A 24,562-nucleotide genomic window follows, 5' to 3' on the forward strand; every position below is an offset into this window, starting at 1 on the left:
GGCGATGTTTTTGTACTGGGACCTCAAGGTCCTAGCCCAGAACCTCTACCTCGACGGAAGTGTCGAGGCGAGCGGCCAGTGCACGGGCGAGCGTGCGAATGGCCTTGATGGTACGGCCGCGACGGCCAATGACCTTAGCTACGTCATCCTCGGCAACCGAAACCTCAATAGTTGAGGCATCGTCGCCATCGATAACTTCCAGGCTCACGGAATCCGGGTCGTCGACGATCTGAACAACGAGATATTCGACGAGATCGGCGATGCGATCTGAGAGCATTGCCTCACCCTCGAACTGTGCAGCGTCAACCTCAGGCACGATTTACTCCTCGGCGCCCTCAGCGGCCTCAGCGGCCTCAGCGGCAGCCTTAGCGGCCTCGGCCTCTTTGGCGAGCTGCTTCTTGGACTTCTTGACGACGGTCTCGGTCTTCTCGCCCTCGTTGGCGGCCTTGACCAGGGCAGCGACAGCGTCGGTGAGCTGAGCGCCCTTGGACTGCCAGTCAGCAATCTTCTCGAGATCGAGGTTGATGGTCTTGGGGGCGGTCATCGGGTTGTAGCGGCCAACCTCCTCGATGATACGACCGTCACGCGGGGCGCGGGAATCGGCGACGACGACACGGTAGTACGGACGCTTCTTAGCGCCGTGACGAGCAAGGCGAATCTTGACTGCCAAAGGAAACTCCTCCAACCAAGCAGCTTTAGGCTGCAACTACAAACAAACAGTTGAACATAATACGCCATCGACGCGGGCAGGTGAAGTCCGTGAGACCAACTTCTTCGGTGTAGTCGAAGGCAAATCCATATCTTAGACAAGAATTCGCGATTTGCAAGCACATCCACGCACCCCACATGAGCTGCGCGGTATACTCATGCCATGAAAAGATGCGAACATACATACGGTTATGAGGATACTGCGGGCGTCACGCCGCCGCCCTGGACGGGTCCGGCGGTGGGCCTGATGGATCTCGATGCGTTTTTTGCGAGTGTGGAGATGCTCGATCATCCCGAGTGGCGCGGCAAGCCGCTTATCGTGGGCGGAGACGCCGAATCTCGCGGCGTCGTCTCCACCTGCTCATACGAGGCACGCCGCTTTGGCGTGCACTCCGCCATGCCCTCGGCCGAGGCGCGCCGCCTCTGTCCGCAGGCCATTTGGACACACGGGCATTTCGATCGCTACCACGAGGTCAGCGCACAGGTCATGAATATTCTTGCCGACGAGACCCCGCGCGTAGAGCGCGTGTCCATCGATGAGGCCTTTATCGACATCACGCCGGGCCGCTTTGCGCCCGAGGACCCACTGCTCGTCGTACGACGCATCAGCGATCGCGTGGCGGCACTGGGGGTGACGTGCTCCATCGGCGTCGGTTGCAACAAAACGGTGGCCAAGATTGCAAGCGAGCGAGACAAGCCGTTTGGGCTTACGGTCGTACGCCCGGGAACTGAGCAGCGTTTTCTGGCACCGTTACCTGTTTCTGCCATGAGCGGTATCGGGCGCTCGGCCGAGGAGCGGCTGCGCCGCATGCGGATTTACACGCTGGGCGAGCTGTCGCGCGCACCGGAATCCACACTGTCTGCGATTTTTGGCGTTAACGGCGAGCGCATGCGCCAGCGTGCATTGGGGCTCGAGGTTTCCGAAGTCACGAGCCTCGATGAAGAGCGTGAGGTCAAGTCGGTAAGCAATGAGCGCACCTTTGCGAAAGATTTGACCGAGCGCGGGGACATCGAAGCGGCGATTGCACTATTGGGCGAATCCGTCGGACGTCGCCTGCGCCGCCAGGGGCTTACCGGCGCCACGGTGACGCTCAAACTTAAGTACTCGTACGGCAGCGGTCGCTCGGCACAGCGACGACTCCCCCATCCCACCGACGACGAGAACATCTTTGTGGCGGTAGCGATCGAATTGCTCGACAACATCTGGCAGGAAGGAATGCATGTACGCCTTGCCGGCATAGGCATGAGTGACTTCAATCATCAAGGCGGCATACAGACCGACCTGTTTTGCGAAGTCGACGACCGCGGAGCCCAATCCAGCGACCGCCGTGACCTCTCCGTCGCCATCGACGCAGTCCGAGACAAGTTCGGCGACACCGCCCTATCCTTCGGCCGCCAATCACGCTTCTCCTCCCACTAAGTAGTCAATTTGGGACGGGGCTTTTTTAGCTACTTTAGATTGTCAGGGTAGTACGGGGCAGCTAATTTGGGACGGGGCTATTTTAGCTACCCTTCAGCTGGCAGCGAATTACCCGGGGCCGGAATAAAACTCAACCGATTTGTAGGGTTAGCTAAAATAGCCCCGTCCCAAATTAGCTACCCAACCCATACCTGACGCGGTCGCAACACAGACCTCGTCCAAAATGAGCTATTTTTTGACGTTGACCTTTTGTATGGTGCAGTGTCCAATGCCCGTAAGGCGAACGATCTGTTTAATCGAAAAGCCCTCGCTCTTCAAAGTACGAATGCAGGCATCGTGCGCCCCCTTTGGCAAAGCCTTAAGGTGATGAGGCTCGTACGGCTTAAGAAGAGCCTGCGCAAACTCCAGCGCATCTGTGTCGCTCACATGAGCGCCGTCACGGAAGCAATAGCGATTGGGCTCACCCGAGGTGCTGAAGGCAAAAAATCTCTGAGAGTCACCAAGCAACCCAAGAACGCAATCCGTTTTGCAGATACCCGGATATCCCATATACTCGCGAAAGCTGCTCCATCGATACAGCGAAGCGGTCCCAATCCTCGCCTTCGCGGGATTGTCGTGAATGTATCTCACGCAGTTGAGCAGCTGATCATCATCGAGGATCGGCACACTCTTAAATCGATCCTGGAAAACAGGCCCCTTCCTGCCTGTCTTTGAGTTGAAATACATGGCATACGCCGTCGTAATCGAATGCATGCAATCGCTCAGATGAACATGCTCGTCGTCAAGCAGAAGATGAATATGGTTATCCATAAGGCACCACGCGATGACATCCACTTTAAACTTCTGGCATTTCGAAGCAATCAGCCGAATCAGATAGAGCCGATCTTCGTCATCCTCAAATATGAGTTGGTCGGCACATCCCTTTTGGACGACATGGTAAAAACCATATACAGAGATTTCTCGCGCAGTCCGAGTCATACGCATCCCCTCCTCTACAGATAAAAATTACGTTACCCGAGCCAGAGTAGAAAAAACGTACTGGGAGCTATAAATCGCGATGTTCGGCGAACGGTAGGTAGTAGCTAAAAAAGCCCCGTCCCAAATTAGCTACTTTTGGGCAAAAAGAAAGCCGGGCGGCCGCGGAAAAACGCGACTGCCCGGCGAAACACTTGAGGGTAGCTAAAAAAGCCCCGTCCCAAATGAGCTACTAGAGGAGGTCCAGGGAGAGTTGGGGAGCATCGCCCCAGAGCTTTTCGAGGCGGTAGAACTCACGCGCCTCGGGAGTGAAGACGTGGACGACAACCGAACCGTAGTCCATGAGCATCCAGGTCTTCTGCTCGCGGCCCTCAATGGAAAACGGGTGCTCGCCGCAAGCCTCGGCGACTTTCTCCTCAATCTCGTCGACGATGGAATCAACCTGGCGGTTGTTGGTGCCGGTAGCAAGGACAAAGTAGTCGCACACATCGGAAAGCTCAGTCAGGTCGAGCACCTGAACGTCCTCGCCTTTCTTGTCGTAGGCGGCCTGCGCGGCAGCGCGGGCGACATCCTCGGCGGCGACACCGCTGGCGGAGAGCGTCGCGGCAGTGCGGTCGGACGTGGCCACGAAGCTCTTGTGCTCCGCACCTTCAAGAATCTGCTCGTCGGTCATGGTCTCATCGGCCATGGAATACCTCTTTCTAGACGCACCCGAGCTAGCGCAGCTGGGCGTAATGGTTGTAAATCGTAATAGCCGTGGGATAAAGATAGCGCCCGGACTGGATCACATAGACCAGACCCTGCGCAAAACAGGAGAAGAACAACTCGTCAAGCGAGGACTTCCCCACCATCTTGCGCAGCGCATGGGCATAATCGCCGTGGCGGTTGGGTTCGATGGCATCGGCCACAAAGACCACCATATCGAGCGGCGTCATGTCGCAAGCGCCCACGGTGTGACGGTCGACAGCCTGAAAGACCGCCGGCGACAACTCGGGAAAAAGCTGCGGAAGCTCATAGGCGGCAACCGGGCCATGCAAAAGCGGCGTCGCGGCAGACGGAGAGCCGGCAATCTTAATGCCGTAATGCAGAGCACGCGTGACCAGCTCGTCGTCGGAGAGCACTTTGTCCCAGTCATGGATCAGGCCGGCGGCAGCGGCATCAAAGCGGTCGACACCGTATACCTCGGCTAGGTGCAGCGCCGTCTCGGCAACCCCGAGCGAATGCACGTAGCGCTTACGCTTATCCTTCATGCGCACATCGAGCAACTCGTGGATACGCGTCAAGAGCGCGCGCTCGTCGCCCTCAAACTGATCTTCTACCGACAACGTTTCCCCCCGTCAATCAAAATCGTCTTGCCCAAGATCGGCATACAGGCCGCGTTTACGGATATAGCCGAGCACGGACTCGCTCGTAAGATAGCGCACGCTCATGCCGCGGGCAACCCGCTTGCGAATGTTGGTCGAGCTAATCGCCAGCGCCGGAATCTGAATATAGCGCACATCGAAGGGCAGCCCCGATTCCTTAATCCTCGACCGGGCCGTCTCGATGTCAAAGCCGGGGCGTGTCGCAGCGATAAAGGTTGCCAGTTCGGCAATCTCATCAGCATTGTGCCAGGTCACAATATCGATAATCGCATCGGCACCCGTAATAAAGTAAAGCTTCACCTGTGGCGGGTAAAACTCGCGAAGGGCACGCAGCGTATCGGCTGTATAGGTGACACCGGCACGATCGATCTCGAAGCGGCTTGCCAAAAAGGCAGGGTTCGCGGCAGTCGCGAGGACTGTCATGGCATAACGGTCCTCGGCAGGCGTCACCGGTTTGTCGAGCTTAAAGGCAGGAGAGCCGGCCGGCATAAAAAGCACAGCGTCCAAGTCGAGCGACTCGCGAGCCTGCTCGGCGGTAACCAAGTGCCCGTAATGAATCGGGTCAAAGGTGCCGCCCATAATGCCAAGCCGAAACTCGTGCCCATCCTTGATGGGCAGCTCAGGCAATCCGATTCCACCGCGCAGCGACATGGCCTACTCGCCCTCCGGGGTCTCAATAACGTCGACTTCGGTAGCGCCTTCGGAGCCCTCGGTGACATGAGCCACGTCCGCATCCTCGGCCGCTACGTCAATAACCTCAACGCCAGCATCCTCGAGCTCGTCCTCGAACTCCGAGAAATCCTCGGCGCCCTCAAAGTCAAAGGCGCGCTGGCAAATGCGAACCTCGTCGCCCGCACGGCAGCCGGCCTTCTCGAGCGCGTCGTCAACGCCCATGCGCGCAAACTTATGCTGCAGATAGATGACAGCTTCCTCGTTTTCCCAGTCGGTCTGGATAACCATGCGCTCGATGGCACGGCCGACCACACGGAAAGCACCGGGCTCTTCCTCAACAATGCGGAAGCGCTTCTCGCGCTGCAGACGGCGACGCTCCCACTCCTCATCGCGCAAATCGACCGGCTCATCAGAGACCGCAAGCTCCGCGCGAAGCTTAGCCACCTGCTCGCCCACGGCAAGCATCAGGGTGTTGAGGCCGGCACCCGTCACGGCAGAAACGGCAAAAAACATGTGGCCGTCGTCGAGCGCTGCACGCTTAAGGTCGGCAATCTTATCGGCCGTACCCGGCGCATCGCACTTGTTGGCGACAACGATCTGCGGGCGCTCCGAGAGCTCGGCACCATACTGCTCGAGTTCGCGGTTAATGATGCGATAGTCCTCGACCGGGTCGCGATCCTCAAAACCGCCCGTCATATCGACAACGTGCATGATCAAAGCAGTGCGCTCAATATGGCGCAGGAACTGGTGACCCAGGCCCTTGCCTTCACTCGCACCCTCGATGAGACCCGGTACGTCGGCGACGACGTAAGAATATTCGCCGGCACGCACCATGCCCAAGTTGGGCACAAGCGTGGTAAACGGGTAGTCGGCGATCTTGGGACGGGCGGCGCTCATACGCGCAATGAGCGAGGACTTGCCCACCGAGGGAAAGCCCACGAGCGCGGCATCGGCCATAAGTTTCATCTCGAGCTCGATCCAGTGCTCCTCGGCAGGCTCACCCAGCTGGGCAAAAGCCGGAGCGCGGCGCACCGACGTCACAAAGTGGGTATTGCCCAGACCGCCGGCCCCACCGGGTGCCACGACAACGCGCTCGCCGTCGTGCACCAGGTCGGCAATCTCGAACATCGGGGTCTGCGTCTCGGGATCGAGTTCGCGGACTACGGTGCCCATGGGAACTTTCAAAATCAAGTCCTCGCCGCTCTTGCCATTGCGACGGGCGCCCTGGCCGTGCGTGCCGCGCTCGGCACGGAAGTGATGCTTAAAGCGGTAATCGATCAGCGAAGACAGCTGAGCATCGGCCTGGATGACGACATTGCCGCCACGACCGCCGTCGCCGCCATCGGGGCCACCCTTGGGAACAAATGCCTCGCGCCTAAACGACATGCATCCGGCTCCGCCGTCGCCGCCGCAAACGTTAATGCGGCTGATATCGGTGAACTGTGACAACAGAATCGCCTCCTACAAAAAAAGAGGGAGACCCTTGAATCCTAAAACTCAAGTGCCTCCCACATATGTGCTCTATGAAGGGTGAATTACGCGTTCGCGAGCGGGCGTACGCTGACCCTGTGCTTGATACCCTTGTGGAACTCAACGGTACCGTCGACCAACGCGAACAGCGTGTCGTCCTTGCCACGGCCAACGTTCGCACCCGGGTGGATGTGCGTGCCATGCTGACGGACGAGAATCGTGCCCGTGGTTACCGTCTGGCCGGCGAAGCGCTTCGTGCCAAGGCGCTGACCGCGGGAGTCACGGCCATTACGGGAGGAACCGAGTCCTTTTTTGTGTGCCATTGTGTATACCTACTCTTTCGTTACGAGTGTAATCTACTCGGCGACGGGAGCCTCGGCAACAGCCTCAGCCTCTGCCTTGACAGCCTTCTTGGCGCGGGAGGTAGCCTGAACCTTCACGATCTTCAGCTTGGTGAGCTGCTGACGGTGACCCTTCAGACGACGATAGCGCTTACGCTTGTGGAACTTGAAGACCAGCTGCTTCTCGCCCTTGAACTGCTCAACGATCTGAGCGGTAACCTTGGCCTTGGCCAGCTTGTCGGGATCGGTGACGATCTTCTTACCATCGTTGAGGAAGATGACCGGCAGGGTGACCTTGTCGCCCTCATTGCCCTCGATCTTCTCGACGGTGATGACATCGTCGGTGGCGACCTTGTACTGCTTGCCGCCCGTGTTAACGATTGCGTACATGTTTACTTGCCCTTCATGCATCAGTTAGTGCAACAGCCGAATATAGTAGCAGGCGATAATACCCCCGTCAACGAGTATGTGGAGCAAATCCACAAGTTCGCACAGGTATGGGGCTGACGAGTCGGCCCTCGTCGTCTTCGCATGCTTGATTCTGACGCTCGACATCGTAGGAGCAGATGGTCACGAGGTCTTGCATACCGGTGGAAACAATAGGTGCATCGACGCCCGGGGTCAAGCCCTGCAACAAAACATCAGCAGCAGAAAGCAAAATTTCCGGACGCATGGAGCCCTCGTTGTCGGCATGGGTGTCGAGTATGAGCACCAGATGGTCCGGGCGCTCCCCCGCCTTAAGCTCGTAACCCACGAGCGTATGGTCCAAGTCCAGGCGCTTGCTCTTTTTGCCGCGCGCATAGTCGATGCCGTGGCCCGCACGCAACGTGTCGATTGCGCGACGCACCTCGTCGACGGCGACCGGCGCCTCAGGGTCCAGGTGCAGGTCGATGCGGTACGACAGGCGCGTGAGCTGGGCCGTGAGCGCCGGCGTGCGCACGTCGATGTATGCAGCCTCGATGGGCGCCAAATCGGCCGGAGATGCCGCGGCCAGTCGCCCAAAGGCCTCGTCGAGCGCGACGAACTCGGTCATAAACAGGTCATACCACTCGCAGGTCGACGACGTGCCCACGGGCAGCGCCGACGAAAAGCCCACACGCATATGCGGCGAGAAGCCCTGCGTGACAGCATAAGGCAGGCCCGCGCGACGCACGATACGCTCAATGGTATGGATTAGTTCCAAATGGCCCAGGTACTTGAGACGATCGCGCTTGCCGTAGCGAACGCGCAGCCTAAAGAGCGTGGGGTTGTCGGTCAAGCGCTCACTCATGCGCGATCACCCACCAATACGTTCTTGGCGTGGAGCGTGGGGCAGATTCCGCAGCCGGTGCACGACGTGCGGGTGCAGTCGGGCGTCGTGACACCCTCCAGCGAGCGACGGTATTCGCGCTCGAGGAAGCCGCGCGAGCAACCGGGGCTCACGTGCTCCCAGGGCAGGTGCCAGTCCAGCTCGTAGGGCAGGTGCACGAGCTCGTTGAGGTCGATGCCGTTTTTGGCCGCGGCCTCCTTCCAGTTATCGAGCGAGAAATGCTCTACCCAGGCGTCAAAACGCGAACCGGCACGCCAGGCATCGATGATGACAGGCGTCATGTCGCGGCCTGCACGAGACAGCGCCGCCTCGATAAGCGAGGTCTCGGCATCGTGGTAGTGCACGCGGACCGCACGGTTGCGAACGCTCGTAATGAGGAGCTTCTGGCGGCGTTTGACATCGTCGTAATCGAGCTGCGGGCACCACTGGAAAGGCGTGGCGGCCTTGGGGATAAACACCGACACCGAGATGGACACCGAGATGGAGCCGCGGCGCGCCTTGGGTACCACGGAGCGGCCGAGCTCCAGCACATGGTCGGCCAGGTTGGCGATGGCCACGATATCCTCATCGCGCTCACCGGGAAGACCCATCATAAAGTAGAGCTTCATGCGGTTCCAGCCGGCCTCGAAGGCCGCCTTGGCCGCGCGGTCCACGTCCTCCTCGGTCACGTTCTTGTTGATGATGTCGCGCATACGCTGACTGCCGGCCTCGGGGGCAAACGTCAGGCCGCCCTTCTTTTCGCCGGCGACCGACTCGGCCATATCCACGCCAAACGAATCCAGGCGCTGCGAGGGAATGGACACGCGAATGCCCGTATCTTCCAGGCGGCGGTTGAGCCTGCCAAGCACGTCGCGGATGCAGGAGTGGTCGGTGGTCGAAAGCGAGGTAAGCGACACCTCGTCATAGCCGGTCTTTTCCAGGCCCTGGATCACCGAGGACACAATCTGGTCTGCCGAACGCTCGCGCACCGGGCGATACGTCATGCCGGCCTGGCAAAAACGGCAACCGCGAGCGCAGCCGCGCAGGATCTCGATAGACAGGCGATCGTGAACGAGCTGCGCATAGGGCACGCACGACTGCGACAATGGATTGGTAGCGCCAAAGTCCTCAACGACGCGCTTGTAGACCACCGGCGGCACGTCTTTGCCCTCACGCGGCACGGTATAGCCGTGCGGTGAGCAGGGTTCGTCATAGCGCACCTCGTACAGCGACGGCACGTAGGTACCGGAGACGCTCGCGAGCCGCTCGACAATCTGGGCGCGCGGGACGCCCTCGTCACGCAGGCGGCGATGTAACTGGCAGATCTCGAGCAGCGACTCCTCACCCTCGCCAATCAGGATGGCATCAAAGAAGGCCGCATACGGCTCGGGGTTATAAACCGAAGGTCCGCCGGCGACGACGATGGGATCGTCCTCGGTGCGGTCAGCAGCCAGCAGCGGAATGCCGGCGAGGTCGAGCGCCTCGAGAAAGTTTGTCACGGCCATCTCGTGCGGCACATGCATACCGACGATATCAAACGAGGCCACGGGCGCTGCGCCCTCGAGCGACAGCAGCGGGATACCGGCCTCGCGCATGGCATCGCCCATATCGGGCCACGGCACATAACCGCGCTCACAGGAGATGCCCTCGGCCTGGTTAAGGATGTTGTACAGGATGGCGATACCCTGGTTGGGCAGGCCGACCTCGTACACGTCCGGGTAAATCATGCAGCAACGATAGTCGGCATCGGCCTTGGAGAGCGTACCCCACTCGTGGTCGATATAGCGACTCGGCTTTTCGACCTTCGCGAGCAGCGGCTCGATCAAATGAAAACAGTCTTGGTATGGAACGCGCAAAAGAAACCCCTAAGCAGCGAGATCGGATGCATCCTCAAAAGGATTCATGGGACGGGTAGCGCCGGCAACCGTGGTCACCAGGTCGCGGACGCGCGAGAACGTGGCGGCAACCACCTCGTTGGCACGGCTGTAGTCGATATCGCGCTCGTAGAGAGACACGAGCGCACGACCCATGCCATAGGTGCCGACGGCGGCGGAGAGTGCCTTGACGGCAAAGCCGATATGCGGCGTCTGCTTTACCAGGGCGCGAGTGACGGCGCGCATTACCAAGCCGCCGGCAAGCACGCCCGCGACCTCATAGCCGCGCTCGGGCTTAATGCCGCGCCCAAAGATAGCCGCAAGCTCAAAGAGCATGCCAACCTGCGCCAGCGCCATAACGGGATAATCGGCCCCCGGCAAAAACACCAGCGCGCCCGTCGCCATATTGGTAAGCGCGCACGAGGTGATGATGCGGTTGGCGGCGGCGATGCGCATAAAGGCAAAGTTCGCCGCAAAGGCCGTCTCCTTTTCCGTACGGTCCAGGATCCAGCGGGCGAGTGTCTCGAGCAGATACGTCTTATCGGTGGCCGCTACCACGCCGAGCATGGGCGTGGACTCCTGGATAAAAGGCACCTCGACAGCGGACTCGGCCAGCACGCACACGGGAGCGCCGGCAATGACGAGCTCCTGCACGGCGCTCTCAAGGCGGTCGGAACCGCACGAAAGCACCAGCACCACGTCGGTATCGGTCTTGGGGACGATACGCTCCTCACCCAGGCGCTCAACGCGCACAATACCCGAGGTCGTCTGCGGCACAAAGGCATCGCGCACCGTCTCGACCAAAAAACGCGAGGCAGTCGAATCCAGGTAGACCGAAACGCGCACCGGCGTATCGGAATCCCTCTTGGTGGTCGCGCCCATTTTAAAAGCGCGAGTCAGCTTTTCCACGGGAATCTTCATGGCAAATCCCTCCAGCGGTTACGCGGCGCCCGAACGATGCCGCCATATGGATTGTACGATACCCACCGTCAACAACTGGATCATCATCGAGGACGAACCAAAGCTAATGAACGGCAGCGGAATACCGGTAATCGGCATCATGCCAATGCACATGCCGATGTTCTCGAACGTCTGAAATGCCCACATGCCGACAATACCCACGCATGACAAGCGTAGAAACAGAGACTCGCACTTAAAGGCAACGCGGATCGTCGAGAAGATGAGCAGTACGTACAGGCACAGCAACAAAAAGGAACCGCAGAAGCCGAACGTCTCTGACAAAAAGGCGAAGACGAAGTCGGTATGGAACTCGGGCAGAAAGCCGCCGGCCGACTGCGTCGCATGCCCCAGGCCCTTACCAAAGAAACCGCCCGAGCCGACCGCGATCAACGACTGCTGCAGGTTGTACGCATCGTCCGAATCGGCGTTGTCGGGGTCGATAAAGACCGTCAGACGATTCATCTGGTACTGCTTAATGAGCACATCGTGACCGAGCAGCGAATCGAAGACCGAATCGAGCGCCAGGACGAGCGCCACCAAACCCACGAGCAGAGCCAAAGTCGACAGCACCCATTCGCGGCGCGCACCGCTCATGCAGATGACGATGGCGCCCGACACCAGCACGACCAGACCCGAGCCCAAATCGCCCATGGCGACGACGGCCAAAAACGGAACGGACAGCATGCCGCAGAGCTTAATGTAGTCGCGAGCGGTATCGATGCGCCCGTTGTACTGCGAGCCAAGCGTGGCCATAAAGAAGATGGTGATGAGCTTGGCAAGCTCAACGGGCTGGAATGTTAAACCGATACCGGGAATCTTGATCCAACCCGTCATTCCCAAGCCGCCCGTGTAGGACAGGCCCGGAATCTTAGGCGAGAAGATCACGATGAGATCGATGACGAGCAGGGCCGTCGAAAAGTTGGAAATGCCGCGCAGGTCGGTGCGCCAGACGAGCACCGCCAGCACCGCGCCAATACCGATACCCAGCAGGTGACGCGAGAACGAGGCGTCGGCTTTAAACTGCGAGGCGGACCAAATAATAATGGCGCCATAGGTGACGAGCGCCACAGTCGCCAACAGCACGCCGACGTGCACCTTTTGGCGAAACGTTCCGCGCGATGCGGAAATCTGCTTGTTGACGCGGTCCAGGCTGCTGCGAGAGCCGGTTTTGGTTGAGCGGAACAGGTCCGCCGGCGAAAAGTCCATCGCAACCTCCTATCGAACCGAGGAATCGCCCGTGGCCGTCGACGTGTCGGGCTCGTCATAAATCGCACCGAGGACATCGCGCACAACGTGCAGCGCGGTATCGGAGCCGCCACCGCCCTGTTCCAAGACAGTGGCGATCACGTACTTGGGGTCATCGGCCGGCGCGTAGGCGCAAAACCACGCGTAATCGTCCTCGCCGCTCTTCTCGCCCGTGCCGGACTTGCCGTAGACCGTAGGGGTCAGGGAGTTAAAGTGCGCGGCGGTCGAAGTCGACGCCGAGTAAATCACATCGTGCATGCCGTTGCGGACCAGCGCAAGATCGGCATCGTTGTTAATTTGGGCCTCAAGGCGCTTCTTTTTGCCCTTGCCGTTGTACTTGTAGGCATCGCCGTCGCCATCACGCGAGACAGCAGACAAGAACACATGCGGCACATACTGTTTGCCGCCGTTGGCAATACCCATGTAGGCGCAGGCCATCTGCAGCGGTGTCACCAGAATGTCGCCCTGGCCGATGGCGATGTTGGTCATATCGCCGGCATTCCACTTGCGGTCCTCGGCCGAGGCGTCGGTAAAGTACGACTCTTTCCACTCTGCATCGGGAATGCGGCCCGCACCCTCACTCGGCAGGTCGATGCCGCAGGTCTTGCCCAGGCCCCAACGGCGAAAGACCTCTTGCAGGCCTTCGGGATGCTGGTCGTTGTAGAAAAAGGCCTTGCCCATATCGTAGAACACGGGGTCGCAGGAGTTGGCGATACCGGACTGCAGCGTCATCGTGCCGTGGCCGGAGTGCAGCCAGCAGTACTTTCCCCAAGATTTGCCCAAGCCGGTCCAATATCCCGTGCAGTTGGTCGTTTGACTCGAAGTGTACGTGCCAAATTCGAGGCCAGCCAACGCCGAGAGGGGTTTGATGGTCGAGGCGGACATGTACTGGCCGCTAATGGCGCGGTTGAGCAGCGGATGCGAGCCCTCGTCATCGTTAAGCTCGGTCCAAACGTCATTGGAAACGCCGCCGATAAAGACAGAAGGATCAAACTTGGGTTCGCTTGCCATGCCCAAGATCTCGCCGTTGTTGGGGTCAAGGCACACCACGGCACCGTTGCCGGCATTGCTATGACCCGCAGTCTTGGCAAGCTCAATGGCATTCGCCAGAGCCGTCTCGCAGGCCTGTTGAATCTTAAGATCGAGCGTAAGCTTAATGTCAGAACCGGCCTTGGCGGGAACGGCGCCGGCTTGACCGGTAACGTTACCCGAGGCGTCAACTTTCACGGTCTGCTCACCGCGAATGCCCTGCAGCAGATTTTCGTAGTAAATCTCTACGCCCGCCTGACCCACAATATCGCCCGATTGATACGAGATCTGGCCAGCCGCGCTTTCGTTGCCGTCCGACGACTTCTTGTTCTGCGCCTCGAGCTGCTCGGAGGTAATGGTGCCGGTATAGCCCAAAATATGGCAGGCGGTCTCGCCATACGGGTACTGGCGCTCGGTGCGCTCGGCGATCTTCACGCCGGGAAACTCACCGGCGTGCTCCTGAATGTAGGCGACGGTAGAGCGGCGCACGTCAGTCGCGATCGTATGCAGGCTCTGCGCGCCCTCGGAATTGTCCTGGATGTTGCGCAGCACCGCGACATACGGCATGCCGAGCACGTTGGCAAGATGACGCACCAGCACCTTGTCGTCGGCAAGATCGCGATAGGCGACGACGGCGAGCGAGGGGCGGTTTTGCACCAGTGCGACGCCGTTGCGGTCCAAGATGCGGCCACGCACGGCCGGCGTGGTAACGGTTCGGGTCTGATTGCTCTTGGCCTGCTTGTCGTAGTAGTCCGACGAGACCATCTGCATGCCCCACAGCTTAACGGCAAGCGCGGCAAACATGGCACCCACGCCCGTGGTGAGGATGGAGAAGCGGCCCTTGAAGGCCGTGGCGGCCGTATTGCCCTCGCCCTCGGTGGCGCGCGGGGCCGTTCCGTGCTGTGTGTCGTAGGTAAAGCGGGAGTCGCCGCGGCGCATGATGACCAGCGCGACCACAATGGCCACGACCAGCGCGATACCGGCGACAACAACCGTCAACTGGGAAGACATCTTGAGGCCTCCCCTATTTGAGCTTACGGGTCTTGGGCTTAAAGCGCATGCCCGTCTGACGCCCACCGCGTGCGGAGAACCCATAGCCAGACTGCGGAGCGGCACCGGACATCAAAAACGGAATGGCAATCAAGCCCGTCAGGATCGAGGACGGCAGAGCGTGCCCAAAGATGGCCACCACAAAGCTCGTCTCCAGACCCATAAACAGCAAGATGATGCTGTAGACCACGTTGATGGCAAGCGCAAAGGCGCCCACGGTAATGCCGCGCGCGCTCGGCGAGCCGCCCGTCTGACCAGCCGCGCTGTGCACCAAAGCAAAACTGCCCACGGTCAGCAGCATCGACATAACGCCCACCGGCACGGCGGCGGAAAGGTCGTAAAACAGACCGCTGCAAAAGCCGCACACGACGGCACGCGTAGGGTCGCCCGAAAACACGCTCAGACACACCAAGATGATCATAAAGTTGACGCGGCCGCCCGCGATGGAGATTTGCGGTGCCAGTCCCGCCTGCAGCAGCACGCAGACGATAGCGGCGATTGCAAAGGCACGGGAGCCAGTCCCCTGCTCGTGTAGATCCATGGACATGCCTCCCTATTCGCTCGATCCAGAATCGGACGCTTCGGCCGTGTCGGAATCATCATCCGATTTCTCGTCCTTAGACTGAGTCGCAGCATCGCGCGACGAGCCCTGCGGGGCACTATTGGCCGAGCTCACATCATCGTCCGAAGCCGACTGCTCGTCGGTGAGCGAGGTGATGACGAGCACTTCCTCGTTATTTTCGGCCGTGGTCTGCGCACGCACCACAATGGTGTAGTACACGTCGTTAGCCGACTTCTCGACCGAAGACACGGTGCCGAGCGGCAGTCCCTTGGGGAACACGCCACCGATGCCCGAGGTCACGATGATATCGCCCACCTTAACATCGGAGTCGACGCTCACGTACTCAAGACGCAACGTGCCATCGGGCTGGCCCTGTAGCATGCCTTGTGCGCGCGTGTCCTGCACCATGGCGGACACACCAGAGTTCTCGTCTCCAATCAGGCGCACGGTCGATGTCTTGGCCGAAACCTCGATAATCTGGCCGATGACGCCGGCCGAGCTCGTCACGGGCATGTTGATGGTAAGCCCGTCGGCAGAACCCTTATCGATGGTGACGGTCGACGTCCAGGCGTCACCCGAGGCTCCGACAATACGAGCCGCAGTGGACTTGAGGTTATAGGTCGACTGCAGGCCCACAAGACCCTCAAGGCGCTCAGCGGTCTTTTGGGCCTCGGAAAGCTCCGCGACCTTGGAAGTGAGGACCTCGTTTTGCTTCTTAAGGTCGTCGAGCGACTCCTGCGAAGCGGTGAGGTTGGAGAACACGTTGCCGATGGCATTGAATGGCGCCGCCACCGCCGAGCCAACGAAACGCACCGGAGAGGTGATTGTCGTGACGCCCGAACGCACGGCATGTATCGGCCCGGCCTCGCCCTCTCGAATGTAAAACGTGAGCAGCAACACAGAAATCAGGCTGAAAACAATCAACGGGCGCATACCCGTTGATTGTCGTTTGGTATTCAGATTTGAAGAGAAACCCGAAGATCGTGCCAAATGGAATCCACCTTTTGGAAATTAAGCATTGGTCTGGACGAAACCGCCGTCAAACGCGTTGGCCTCGAGCACGCGGGCACAACCGTTTACGACGTTGTCGAGCGCCGTGGGGCTCACGTTGACCGAAACGCCCGTCTCGTCGCGCAGGCGCACGTCGAGGCCGCGCAGCAACGCTCCGCCACCGGTCAGCAGAATGCCGTAGTACATAAGGTCCGAGGCAAGATCGGGCGGTGTGGCGTCGAGTGCGTCCTTGACGGCCTTGGCCATCTCGTCGAGCGGCTTATTGAGCGCACGACGAATCTCCTCGCTCTCGATGCGCACGGTCTTGGGCAGGCCCGTGATCACGTCGCGGCCATTGACCTCGACGTCAAGCTCGTCCTTGAGCGGCACGGCAGAGCCGACCTTAATCTTAATGTCCTCGGCCGTACGCTCGCCGATGGCCAAATTGTAGGCATCGCGAACATGCGTGAGGATAGCCTGATCGAACTCGTCGCCGGCAATGCGGATGGACTGCGACACGACGATACCGCCCATGGCGATAACGGCAACCTCGGTGGTGCCGCCACCGATATCGATGACCATGGAGCCAGTCGGCTCCTCGACAGGCAAGTCAGCACCGATAGCCGCGGCCATGGGCTCCTCGATCAGATAGGCCTGGCGAGCGCCAGCCTGGATCGTAGCCTCAAAAACGGCGCGCTTCTCGACCGACGTGACACCAGAGGGAACGCATACGACGACGCGCGGACGAGGGGTCCACGGATAGCGCTTCTCGGAAGCCTTATCGATAAAGTAGCGAAGCATGGCCTCGGTGACATCGAAGTCGGCGATGACGCCATCCTTAAGAGGACGCACGGCCACAATGTTGCCGGGCGTACGGCCAAGCATACGCTTGGCCTCGATACCGACTGCAAGAATGCGCTCGTCGTTTTTGTCGATGGCGACGACGGAAGGCTCGCGAATGACAATGCCCTTGCCGCGCACAGAGACAAGCGTATTGGCGGTGCCGAGGTCGATGGCTAGATCGCCCGCATAGCTACCGAAAAACATGTCCATCAAAGAAAACAACGCAACTCCTGATGTGTTGGATGATTGCTGGAAAACTACTAGCCCATCATACTAGCGCAAGCCCGGCACCTCACTTGCGGTGAAGCACCGGGCAGCGCCAAATCTCATAAGGTCACTACTGGTTGTCAGCGGCCGAGAAATCGATGTCGAGCGAAGATACCGCCCAGCCGATATGGTTATCGGAGCGCACGAATTTGACGGTATATTCCTGCTCGCCGCCCTTGGACAGCGAAGCCTTCACCTTCGCGGTGGTCTCGGTCATGGACTGATCCATGCCCTCGATGGAGACGGTGGCGCCCTGCGGGATCGAGGAGATAATCATCGCCTTGGCGTCCTCGGACAGGCTGGAGGCCAGGCAGGACTCGGCCTTGGCGGTATCACCGTCGCCGGCAGCCTGGAACAGATCGGTGATGACGGACTCCTGCGAGGGGATACCCATGCCGCGCGTGTAGGCAAAGCCCAAACCGCCCGCGGCAAGAACAATCAGCAGAAGCAAAACCAAGAAGACCTTGAGGCCCGTATGGCGATGGCGACGACGGACCTTGGCCTGCTTGCGGTCCTGACGATCCTGCTGGACCATCTCGGACTCGGACAGCGTAAAGAAGCCCGTGTCGGACGGATCGGGCATAAACTGGCCAGTGGCACCCGTGGGATCGAGCGAATCGACAGCAGTCGTATCCATGGCGGGCGCCGGGGCCGTGGCCATGGCGGTCTGGGCCGAAAGCGCGGCAAGTGAATCGTGCACGCGGGCAAGCTCATCGGCCTGCTCGGGTGTGAGCTGGTAGATACCGTCGGCGGTGGCGGCATTAAAGGCATCGAGCGCCTCGGAAGGACGACCCGCGGCAGAAAGCGCCTCGCCCATACCCGCGTTAAGCGCACGCGTGTCATCGCGCGGACCGGCAAAGTCGATGGCCGTGCGATAGGTCTCCACGGCGTCCGCCGGTCGGCCAAGTTTGATGAAGCAGCGGCCGAGCTCGCCAAGGGCGGCCGCGGGGGCTGGATTGGCGCCATCGATGGCGGCCTGGCGGAAGGCAGTGCCTGCATTGGCGAAATCGCCCGACTGGAACAGCGCGTTGCCAAGACCCAGATAGGCCTTAAATGGCGTGGCATAGGAAGCATCCTGCGTTGCGGCGGAGAACGCCTGGGCTGCGGTCACATAGTCACCCACGGCAGCGAGCGCCTTGCCGCGGTTGGTGAGCAGCGCGCCGCGCTTTCCATAGGTGCCGTCGTTGAGGGCAGCCGCGTACGCCTCGGCAGCCTCGGCGTACATACCCAGGTGCATCAGAGCGTTGCCACGCAGATGGTCGGCCTCGCCCATGATCTCGCTGGGGGTCTTTGCCGCACCGAGCATCTGAGCGGCTGCAGAAAAGTCGCCCGCACGATAAGCGGCTCGACCCTGTTGAATCAGCTGACTATTCAAGGAAGTCCCCTTTTACTCGTGAACGATCTCGACATGGACGATCTCGTCGCCGGCACGCAGCTGCGAAATCACGTCGAGGCCCTCGACCGTGGTGCCAAAGACGGTGTAACCGGAATCCAGATTGTGCTGGGCACCCAGGCAGAAGTAGAACTGGGAGCCCGCGGAATCGGGATCCATAGAACGCGCCATGGCAAGCGCACCGTCCACATGGCTGTTGCGCGGGTTGGTGGCAAACTCGCCCTTGATGCAGTAGCCGGGGCCACCGGTGCCGGGCATACCGTCGGGGCCCTCAAGGCCGGCGGCGACGTCAGCGCCGGACATATCGCGGGTATTGGGGTCGCCGCCCTGGATCACAAAGCCGGGCACATAGCGGTGAAACTTAAGGCCGTCATAAAAGCCCATGGTGGAAAGCTCGCAGAAGTTCGCCACATGGATGGGAGCGCCCTCGCCGTCAAATTTGACCTTGATCGTACCCTTCGACGTCTCGATGATCGCACACTCGTCACCAGCGAGCTGGTACTCGGGCGTATAAAGCTCTTTCTTAAAACCAAACATGTGGTTCCTTCCTCGTGCGTTTAAAGCATATTTGTACGAATTGTAGCAATAAGCACAGGCTTCCATCAATTGCGCACGCAGGTTATGCCGTCGGAGGGCAACAAATTACGAACGCGGCTGCGGCTTCCAGGCGCTCACATTGGCATCGTACTGATTAAGGGCGCTGTTGCCGCCCTGTGCGATGGGCGCCAAGATTTCACTCTGGCGGGCGCTCAGCGACTCGCCATCGGGAATGGACAGCGAGATATCCCAGCTCTGGCAGATCATGTCGACGCGCTCGTACATCCACTCGGCAAGCTGCTTGAGGTGCTCGATATCCTCCGCGTAGACCGTATCGTCTTGCACCTTAAGGTTGTTGAGCTCGTCTTGGGTCTTTTTGATCTGGTCGCGCAGGGCATAAGCGCTCTGCGACAGCTCCTGACGCGTGGAGAGCGGCGTGCGCAGGTACCCGCTGTTAAACGAGTCGACAACCTCGCCGATCTGATCATCGTCGCCATACGACACGATCGTCTGATACAGACCGTCGAGCTTGGTATAGAGCTGGTCGTCGGAAAGGACGGTCTCCTCCTGGACCACCTCGGCGGTATCGTCGGACTTGGTCTCTTCCTCGGTAGCCTCGCCCTTCTGGCGCGAGGGGAACGTCGTCTTGGCGGCCTGGCCAAACTGGTCGTAAAAGCCCGGCATAACGCCCATGGGGTCCGATGTCACAAACCAATAGGCACTGCCGCACAAGGCAGCGAGCAACGCGATGACGATGAGCGGCTTGGGAATACGGCGCTTGTGCTTGTGGTAGGCATCCTCGTCCGGATGTACCTTGCGCTTGGGTTTTTGATTTTTGGACTGAGCGTCGTCACGAAGGGACACCGGCAGCGGGATATCGACCTTGGGAATGCCAAAATCCCTGTCGAAAGCCGGCAGCACGCAGGTCTCATTGGGATCGGCGGCATCGGAAAGTACCGCGGCGGCAGAGGCCGGCGCATGGGGCACCTCGGTATCGATCTGATCCTGCGTCAGGCGGGGAAAACCAGCCGTGCGCCCAGCAGCCAGGTCGGATGCGGCCGCATCCTCGGATAGAATGCCCGGGGCAGGGCGCCCGCACTTGGAACAGGTGCGGTCATGAGGCGACAGACGGGCACCGCAGCCTTCGCAGAACACAAACTCGGTGTGCTCGGGGCCATCGCCCGGGCCAACATAGGTGTTGCAATAGGGGCAGAACGAGGAGCCGTCCTCTATGGTCTTGAGACAATGCGGGCAAATCACGGCAGCCTCTTTTCGGAATCATTCGAACCATCGAGGTTAGAGCATAACATCGCTACGCCCCTAAAGGCACAGGGCACCAATTCAACATCGCAGGGTAGCTAATTTGGGACGGGGCTTTTTTAGCTGCCCTGGCTGATGACGCGATCTATTTGGCCGATTGGCGGCCAGGGCAGCTAAAAAAGCCCCGTCCCAAATTAGCTACCCTGTGAGGTGCGGTTACTTCTTCTTTTTGCTCGGCATCGAAACCTTAATGCCCTGGGCGGACTTGGTCACACGCGAGCGCTTGACGCCCGCGCCCTTCTTTTTCTTGGGCTGGGTCTTTTCCACGCCCTCGAGCGCGCGGGCCTCGGCCTCACGGGTCGTACGCTCCTCGCGGCGCTGCGCCATGTCGGCGGCGACGCGCTTGGCAAAACGCTCGGCCGTCGAGCCCGTCGAGCTCACCTTGCCGCCACCGCGGCCCAAGCGAACGCGCACGCCGCGGCCAAAGCCAGTGGCGGCATGACGGCGACGCGGCTTAAGCGAATCCATCATCGTGGCGAGTTTAAAGAACACGCCGCAAGTAAAGACCACAATCACCAGAAGGATAATTGCCTCGCCCATCGACAAGTTGGCGATAGACAGCAGCTCGGGGAATCCGATAACGCCCGCCAAGATGCCGACGACGACAAATACAAAGAGCACCACGCGCAAGGGAGTGAGCGGCTGCGAGATACGCCAGATCAGGCTCACGCTTGCCGCGCACGACGTGAGAAGGCACATCGTCGACAGCGTGAGTTGGCTAAAGCCAAACACGCGCGCCACAAAGATGTCGAGCGCCGCGGCCAAAATGACTGCAACCGACGCCGGCAGCGCGCGCTTGAGCACGTTGGTTAAGAACGACCCCTTCACGCGGGCATTGTTGGGCTCAAGGCCCAGCACAAAGCCCGGCGCGCCGATGCAGAAGAAGTTGATGAGCGTCATCTGGATAGGCTCAAAGGGATACGGCGGCAGCGCGATGCACAGCGCCGCCAGGCCCATCGAAAACAGCGTCTTGGTCAGGAACAGCGACGCCGAACGCTGCAGGTTGTTGATGGAGCGACGGCCCTCGGCCACCACGGCAGGCATCGAGGCAAAGTCGTTATCGACCAGCACGATTTCGGCCACGTTGCGTGCGGCATCGGAACCGGCGGCCATGGCCACGGAGCAGTCCGCCTCCTTGAGTGCCAGCACATCGTTGACGCCGTCGCCCGTCATGGCAACGGTATGGCCACGACGCTTGAGCGCCTGCACGAGCTCGCGCTTCTGCTGCGGGGTCACGCGGCCAAAGACGTGATAGCGGTCCACCGCCGCATCAATCTTGGACGGCGTATCGAGCGTCGTGGCGTCCACATAAGCGTCCGCCCCCGGCACGCCCACCACGCGTGCGATCGACGACACCGTGCGCGGGTCGTCGCCACTGATCACGTTAAGGGTCACACCCTGCTCGTTAAAGTAGCCGATGGTCTCGGCGGCCGAAGTGCGAATCTCATCGCGAATGGTCACAAAGCCCACGGGCTCGGCCTCGCCCACCATATCGCCATCGGGCGTAAAGCCGTCCACACGGGCCACCACGAGCACGCGGCAGGTGTCGGCAAGCTCGGCCACACGATTTTCGACCTGCGCAAAGATACGCTCCGAAAGCACAAATTGAGCGGCGCCCATCACATAGGAGCCCTGCGCAAACGAGGCGCCGCTCCACTTTTTGGAGGACGAAAACGGAATGACCGACAGCGGCTCGGACACCTCGACCGGGCGGTCGGCGTAGTAGTTGAGCAGCGCCTGGCAGGTCTCATTGGCATCAGCCGAGGTCGCGCGCGCGACATTGGCAAGCGCAAAATCGAGCACGGTAGTATCGACGGGGACAGGTGCCTCGTCCGGGGCCAAGCCCACACCCTCAACGGGCAACGGATAGGTGCCCTCGACCTCCATGCGACCCGACGTGATAGTGCCCGTCTTGTCCAGACACAGCACGTCGACGCGCGCGAGCGTCTCGATGCAATAGAGCTGTTGCGCGAGTACCTTGCGGCGCGCCAGGCGCACCGTGGCGATGGCAAGCACCGACGAGGTCAGCAGCACCAGGCCCTGCGGAATCATGCCCAAAAGAGCGCCCACCGTGGACAGCAGCGCCGACGAAGGCACGCGACCGGCCAGCAGCTCGGAAAAGCACCACGAAAGCGCGCTATTGCCCGGCGTACCGGCGGCATCCCATAGCCCGCTCACACTCGCGGCAAACAAGGCCAGACCGAGCGGAATCATGATGACGCTCGCAAAGCGCACGATGGCGTTGAGCGCGTTCATGATCTCGGAATTGACCTTTTTGACGTACTTGGCCTCGTCGTTGATCTTGGCCACATAGTTATCCGCACCAACATGGACCACGCGGGCACGCAACAGGCCCGAGTCGATAAAGCTGCCGCTCATGAGCTCGGAGCCAGGCTGCTTTTTGATGAGGTCGCTCTCGCCCGTCAGCAGACTTTCGTTAACGAGCGCCTCGCCCGATACCACCACGGCGTCGGCAGGTATCTGGTCACCGCGCCCCAGACGAATGATGTCGTCGAGCACGATCTGGTCCAAGTCGAGCTCCACCTCGGCACCATCGCGCACCGCGATGGCCTTCTTAGAGGTCAGCAGTGTGAGCTTATCGACCATCTTCTTGGAGCGCATGGACTGGATAACGCCAATAGCGGTATTGAGGAACACCACGAACAGGAACGTCAGGTTCTTAAACGATCCGGTCATAATGACCAAAATCGCTAAAATCACGTTGATCAGATTGAACAGCGTGCAGAGATTTTCGATGATAAGCTCACGAACCGATTTGGTCTTAAGCTCCATGTTGCGGTTGATCTTGCCGGCGGCAATGCGCTCCTCGACCTCGGCGGTCGAAAGTCCGCGCTCGATATCCGTCGTTGCCATACCACGTCCTATCACGTCGCGTCGGTATAAGAAAAACCGCCCGGACCATGCGAGGTTCGGACGGTCTTACGTTCGATGGTGCCCCATGTTGGATTCGAACCAACGGCCTTCTGCTCCGGAGGCAGACGCTCTAATCCCCTGAGCTAATAGGGCCAACGGTTGGCATTATACCCAAGTGCGCCATGAGCTAACAACATAACAGAAAAAGCTTTGCAATTACGTGGGAGACGAAGCGCAACGGCTCACTTTAGGACGCAAAAGTAAAATAATTAGTATAAACTCTCATGCACCATATGATACGGCTCGCACTGCGGGCCGTTTTTGCAAGGGTTATCCATCGAGGTGAGAGGCACACCATGATTGCAATTTTAAAGCGGAGCGCAAGCGATGAGGCCATCGGCCACATCGTCAGCTGGATTGAGAAGAAGGGTCTCAAAACCGACGTGTCGCGGGGCGAGAACGAGACCATCATCGGCCTGGTGGGCGATACGACCAAGATCGACCCGTTCCTGCTCGAGTCCATGGACGTCGTCGAGCGTGTGCAGCGCGTCTCCGAGCCGTTCAAGCGTGCCAACCGCAAGTTCCACCCCGAGGACTCCGTCATCGACTGCGGCCACGGCATCAAGATCGGCGGCGACCAGTTCCAGGTCATCGCCGGACCCTGCTCCGTCGAGGGCGAAAACCTCATTCGCATCGCACGCCGCGTAAAGGCCGCCGGCGCCACCATGCTGCGAGGAGGTGCCTACAAGCCCCGCACCTCCCCTTACGCCTACCAGGGCATGGGCCCCGCCGGCCTGGACCTGCTATGCGAGGCATCGGCCGAGCTCGACATGCCGATCGTCACCGAGATCATGGACCCGCGCGACGTGCAGGTCTTCTTGGATAAGAAGATTGACGTCATGCAGATTGGCGCCCGCAACGCGCAGAACTTCCCTCTGCTCAAGGAGGTCGGCAAGACCAAGACCCCGGTCCTGCTCAAGCGCGGCATGTCCGGCACCGTCGACGAGCTGCTCATGGCTGCCGAGTACATCATGAGCGAGGGCAACGACAACGTCATCCTGTGCGAGCGCGGCATTCGCACCTTCGAGACCCGCACCCGTAACACCTTCGACCTCAACGCCGTGCCGGTGCTACACCACCTGTCGCACCTGCCCGTCGTGGCCGACCCCAGCCACGCCACCGGCTACACCCGCTACGTTGAACCCATGGCGCTCGCCGCGACCGCCTGCGGCGCCAACGGTCTGGAGATCGAGGTCCACGACGAGCCCAGCCGCGCGTGGTCCGACGGCGCCCAGGCCCTCACCCCCGACCAGTTCGACGACACCATGCGCCGTATCCGCGCCATCCGCGAGGTTGTCTGCCAAGAGACCATGGAGTAGC

23 protein-coding genes and 1 tRNA gene are annotated in these 24,562 nt (G+C 60.2%); 2 read left to right on the forward strand and 22 right to left on the reverse strand.

The annotated features are described in order from the left end of the window. Positions 1-31: 31 nt before the first annotated feature. Both ACTQ05_RS02690 and rpsP read right to left on the reverse strand, forming a co-directional pair. Positions 32-277 carry a KH domain-containing protein gene (locus tag ACTQ05_RS02690; RefSeq protein ID WP_154516529.1) on the reverse strand — a complete coding sequence of 82 codons (246 nt, stop codon included), beginning with the start codon at positions 275-277 and terminating at the stop codon, positions 32-34. Between the two features lie 42 nt (positions 278-319). Further along, the gene (rpsP, locus tag ACTQ05_RS02695; RefSeq protein ID WP_427717582.1) at positions 320-670 is read right to left on the reverse strand and encodes a 30S ribosomal protein S16; all 351 of its coding nucleotides are present in this window, start codon (positions 668-670) and stop codon (positions 320-322) included. A 201-nt stretch (positions 671-871) separates the two neighbouring features. On the opposite strand from rpsP, the gene dinB reads away from it, so the two are divergent. Then, positions 872-2,128, forward strand: a complete 1,257-nt coding sequence (gene dinB, locus ACTQ05_RS02700) for a DNA polymerase IV (RefSeq protein WP_427717584.1) — start codon at positions 872-874, stop codon at positions 2,126-2,128. Positions 2,129-2,356: 228 nt separating this feature from the next. On the opposite strand, the gene ACTQ05_RS02705 is transcribed toward dinB, so the two are convergent. The 20 genes from ACTQ05_RS02705 to ACTQ05_RS02800 form a co-directional block, all read right to left on the reverse strand. Further along, a complete protein-coding gene (locus tag ACTQ05_RS02705; RefSeq protein ID WP_441537879.1) occupies positions 2,357-3,106 on the reverse strand; it encodes a transposase in 750 nt (249 codons plus the stop codon). A 229-nt stretch (positions 3,107-3,335) separates the two neighbouring features. After that, positions 3,336-3,791: a ribosome silencing factor gene (gene rsfS, locus ACTQ05_RS02710; protein WP_427726898.1), complete on the reverse strand. Its 456-nt coding sequence runs from the start codon at positions 3,789-3,791 to the stop codon at positions 3,336-3,338. A 28-nt stretch (positions 3,792-3,819) separates the two neighbouring features. Next, positions 3,820-4,353 carry a bis(5'-nucleosyl)-tetraphosphatase (symmetrical) YqeK gene (gene yqeK, locus ACTQ05_RS02715; RefSeq protein WP_427718844.1) on the reverse strand — a complete coding sequence of 178 codons (534 nt, stop codon included), beginning with the start codon at positions 4,351-4,353 and terminating at the stop codon, positions 3,820-3,822. 87 nt (positions 4,354-4,440) lie between these two features. Next, positions 4,441-5,118: a nicotinate-nucleotide adenylyltransferase gene (gene nadD / locus ACTQ05_RS02720; RefSeq protein WP_441537880.1), complete on the reverse strand. Its 678-nt coding sequence runs from the start codon at positions 5,116-5,118 to the stop codon at positions 4,441-4,443. A gap of 3 nt (positions 5,119-5,121) precedes the next feature. After that, positions 5,122-6,588: a GTPase ObgE gene (obgE, locus tag ACTQ05_RS02725; protein WP_441537881.1), complete on the reverse strand. Its 1,467-nt coding sequence runs from the start codon at positions 6,586-6,588 to the stop codon at positions 5,122-5,124. 86 nt (positions 6,589-6,674) lie between these two features. After that, on the reverse strand, positions 6,675-6,932 hold the full coding sequence (rpmA, locus tag ACTQ05_RS02730) for a 50S ribosomal protein L27 (RefSeq protein ID WP_154516202.1): 258 nt from the start codon (positions 6,930-6,932) through the stop codon (positions 6,675-6,677). A 33-nt stretch (positions 6,933-6,965) separates the two neighbouring features. Further along, positions 6,966-7,340, reverse strand: a complete 375-nt coding sequence (rplU, locus tag ACTQ05_RS02735) for a 50S ribosomal protein L21 (protein ID WP_035138585.1) — start codon at positions 7,338-7,340, stop codon at positions 6,966-6,968. Positions 7,341-7,407: 67 nt separating this feature from the next. Beyond that, positions 7,408-8,220 (reverse strand): TIGR03936 family radical SAM-associated protein, encoded by an 813-nt coding sequence (locus ACTQ05_RS02740; protein WP_441537882.1) that lies wholly within the window; start codon positions 8,218-8,220, stop codon positions 7,408-7,410. Next, positions 8,217-10,094: a TIGR03960 family B12-binding radical SAM protein gene (locus ACTQ05_RS02745; protein ID WP_441537883.1), complete on the reverse strand. Its 1,878-nt coding sequence runs from the start codon at positions 10,092-10,094 to the stop codon at positions 8,217-8,219. The genes ACTQ05_RS02740 and ACTQ05_RS02745 overlap by 4 nt, the downstream gene beginning before the upstream one ends. A 9-nt stretch (positions 10,095-10,103) precedes the next feature. After that, the gene (locus ACTQ05_RS02750; protein WP_441031136.1) at positions 10,104-11,033 is read right to left on the reverse strand and encodes a YcjF family protein; all 930 of its coding nucleotides are present in this window, start codon (positions 11,031-11,033) and stop codon (positions 10,104-10,106) included. Between the two features lie 18 nt (positions 11,034-11,051). Beyond that, the gene (locus ACTQ05_RS02755) at positions 11,052-12,278 is read right to left on the reverse strand and encodes an FtsW/RodA/SpoVE family cell cycle protein (RefSeq protein ID WP_154516190.1); all 1,227 of its coding nucleotides are present in this window, start codon (positions 12,276-12,278) and stop codon (positions 11,052-11,054) included. A gap of 9 nt (positions 12,279-12,287) precedes the next feature. Continuing rightward, positions 12,288-14,357, reverse strand: a complete 2,070-nt coding sequence (gene mrdA, locus ACTQ05_RS02760) for a penicillin-binding protein 2 (protein WP_441537884.1) — start codon at positions 14,355-14,357, stop codon at positions 12,288-12,290. Between the two features lie 13 nt (positions 14,358-14,370). Then, positions 14,371-14,937: a hypothetical protein gene (locus ACTQ05_RS02765; RefSeq protein ID WP_441537885.1), complete on the reverse strand. Its 567-nt coding sequence runs from the start codon at positions 14,935-14,937 to the stop codon at positions 14,371-14,373. Between the two features lie 12 nt (positions 14,938-14,949). Further along, the gene (gene mreC, locus ACTQ05_RS02770; RefSeq protein WP_154516181.1) at positions 14,950-15,891 is read right to left on the reverse strand and encodes a rod shape-determining protein MreC; all 942 of its coding nucleotides are present in this window, start codon (positions 15,889-15,891) and stop codon (positions 14,950-14,952) included. Positions 15,892-15,969: 78 nt separating this feature from the next. Next, a complete protein-coding gene (locus tag ACTQ05_RS02775; RefSeq protein WP_006236061.1) occupies positions 15,970-17,001 on the reverse strand; it encodes a rod shape-determining protein in 1,032 nt (343 codons plus the stop codon). A 127-nt stretch (positions 17,002-17,128) separates the two neighbouring features. Next, positions 17,129-18,433, reverse strand: coding sequence for a tetratricopeptide repeat protein (locus ACTQ05_RS02780; protein WP_427726917.1), 1,305 nt, complete (start codon positions 18,431-18,433; stop codon positions 17,129-17,131). Between the two features lie 12 nt (positions 18,434-18,445). Then, a complete protein-coding gene (locus ACTQ05_RS02785; protein ID WP_154516178.1) occupies positions 18,446-18,988 on the reverse strand; it encodes a peptidylprolyl isomerase in 543 nt (180 codons plus the stop codon). A gap of 105 nt (positions 18,989-19,093) precedes the next feature. Then, a complete protein-coding gene (locus tag ACTQ05_RS02790; RefSeq protein WP_441537886.1) occupies positions 19,094-20,248 on the reverse strand; it encodes a zinc ribbon domain-containing protein in 1,155 nt (384 codons plus the stop codon). Positions 20,249-20,464: 216 nt separating this feature from the next. Beyond that, positions 20,465-23,182, reverse strand: a complete 2,718-nt coding sequence (locus ACTQ05_RS02795) for an HAD-IC family P-type ATPase (RefSeq protein ID WP_441537887.1) — start codon at positions 23,180-23,182, stop codon at positions 20,465-20,467. A 76-nt stretch (positions 23,183-23,258) separates the two neighbouring features. Beyond that, positions 23,259-23,335 (reverse strand) — tRNA-Arg (locus ACTQ05_RS02800). Between the two features lie 203 nt (positions 23,336-23,538). Between ACTQ05_RS02800 and aroF the strand changes: the two genes are divergently transcribed. Then, a complete protein-coding gene (gene aroF, locus ACTQ05_RS02805) occupies positions 23,539-24,561 on the forward strand; it encodes a 3-deoxy-7-phosphoheptulonate synthase (protein WP_427726922.1) in 1,023 nt (340 codons plus the stop codon). Position 24,562: the final 1 nt, after the last annotated feature.

Origin of the sequence: Collinsella sp. LCP21S3_A9 (assembly GCF_052118785.1) — a bacterium.
Lineage (GTDB): Bacteria > Actinomycetota > Coriobacteriia > Coriobacteriales > Coriobacteriaceae > Collinsella.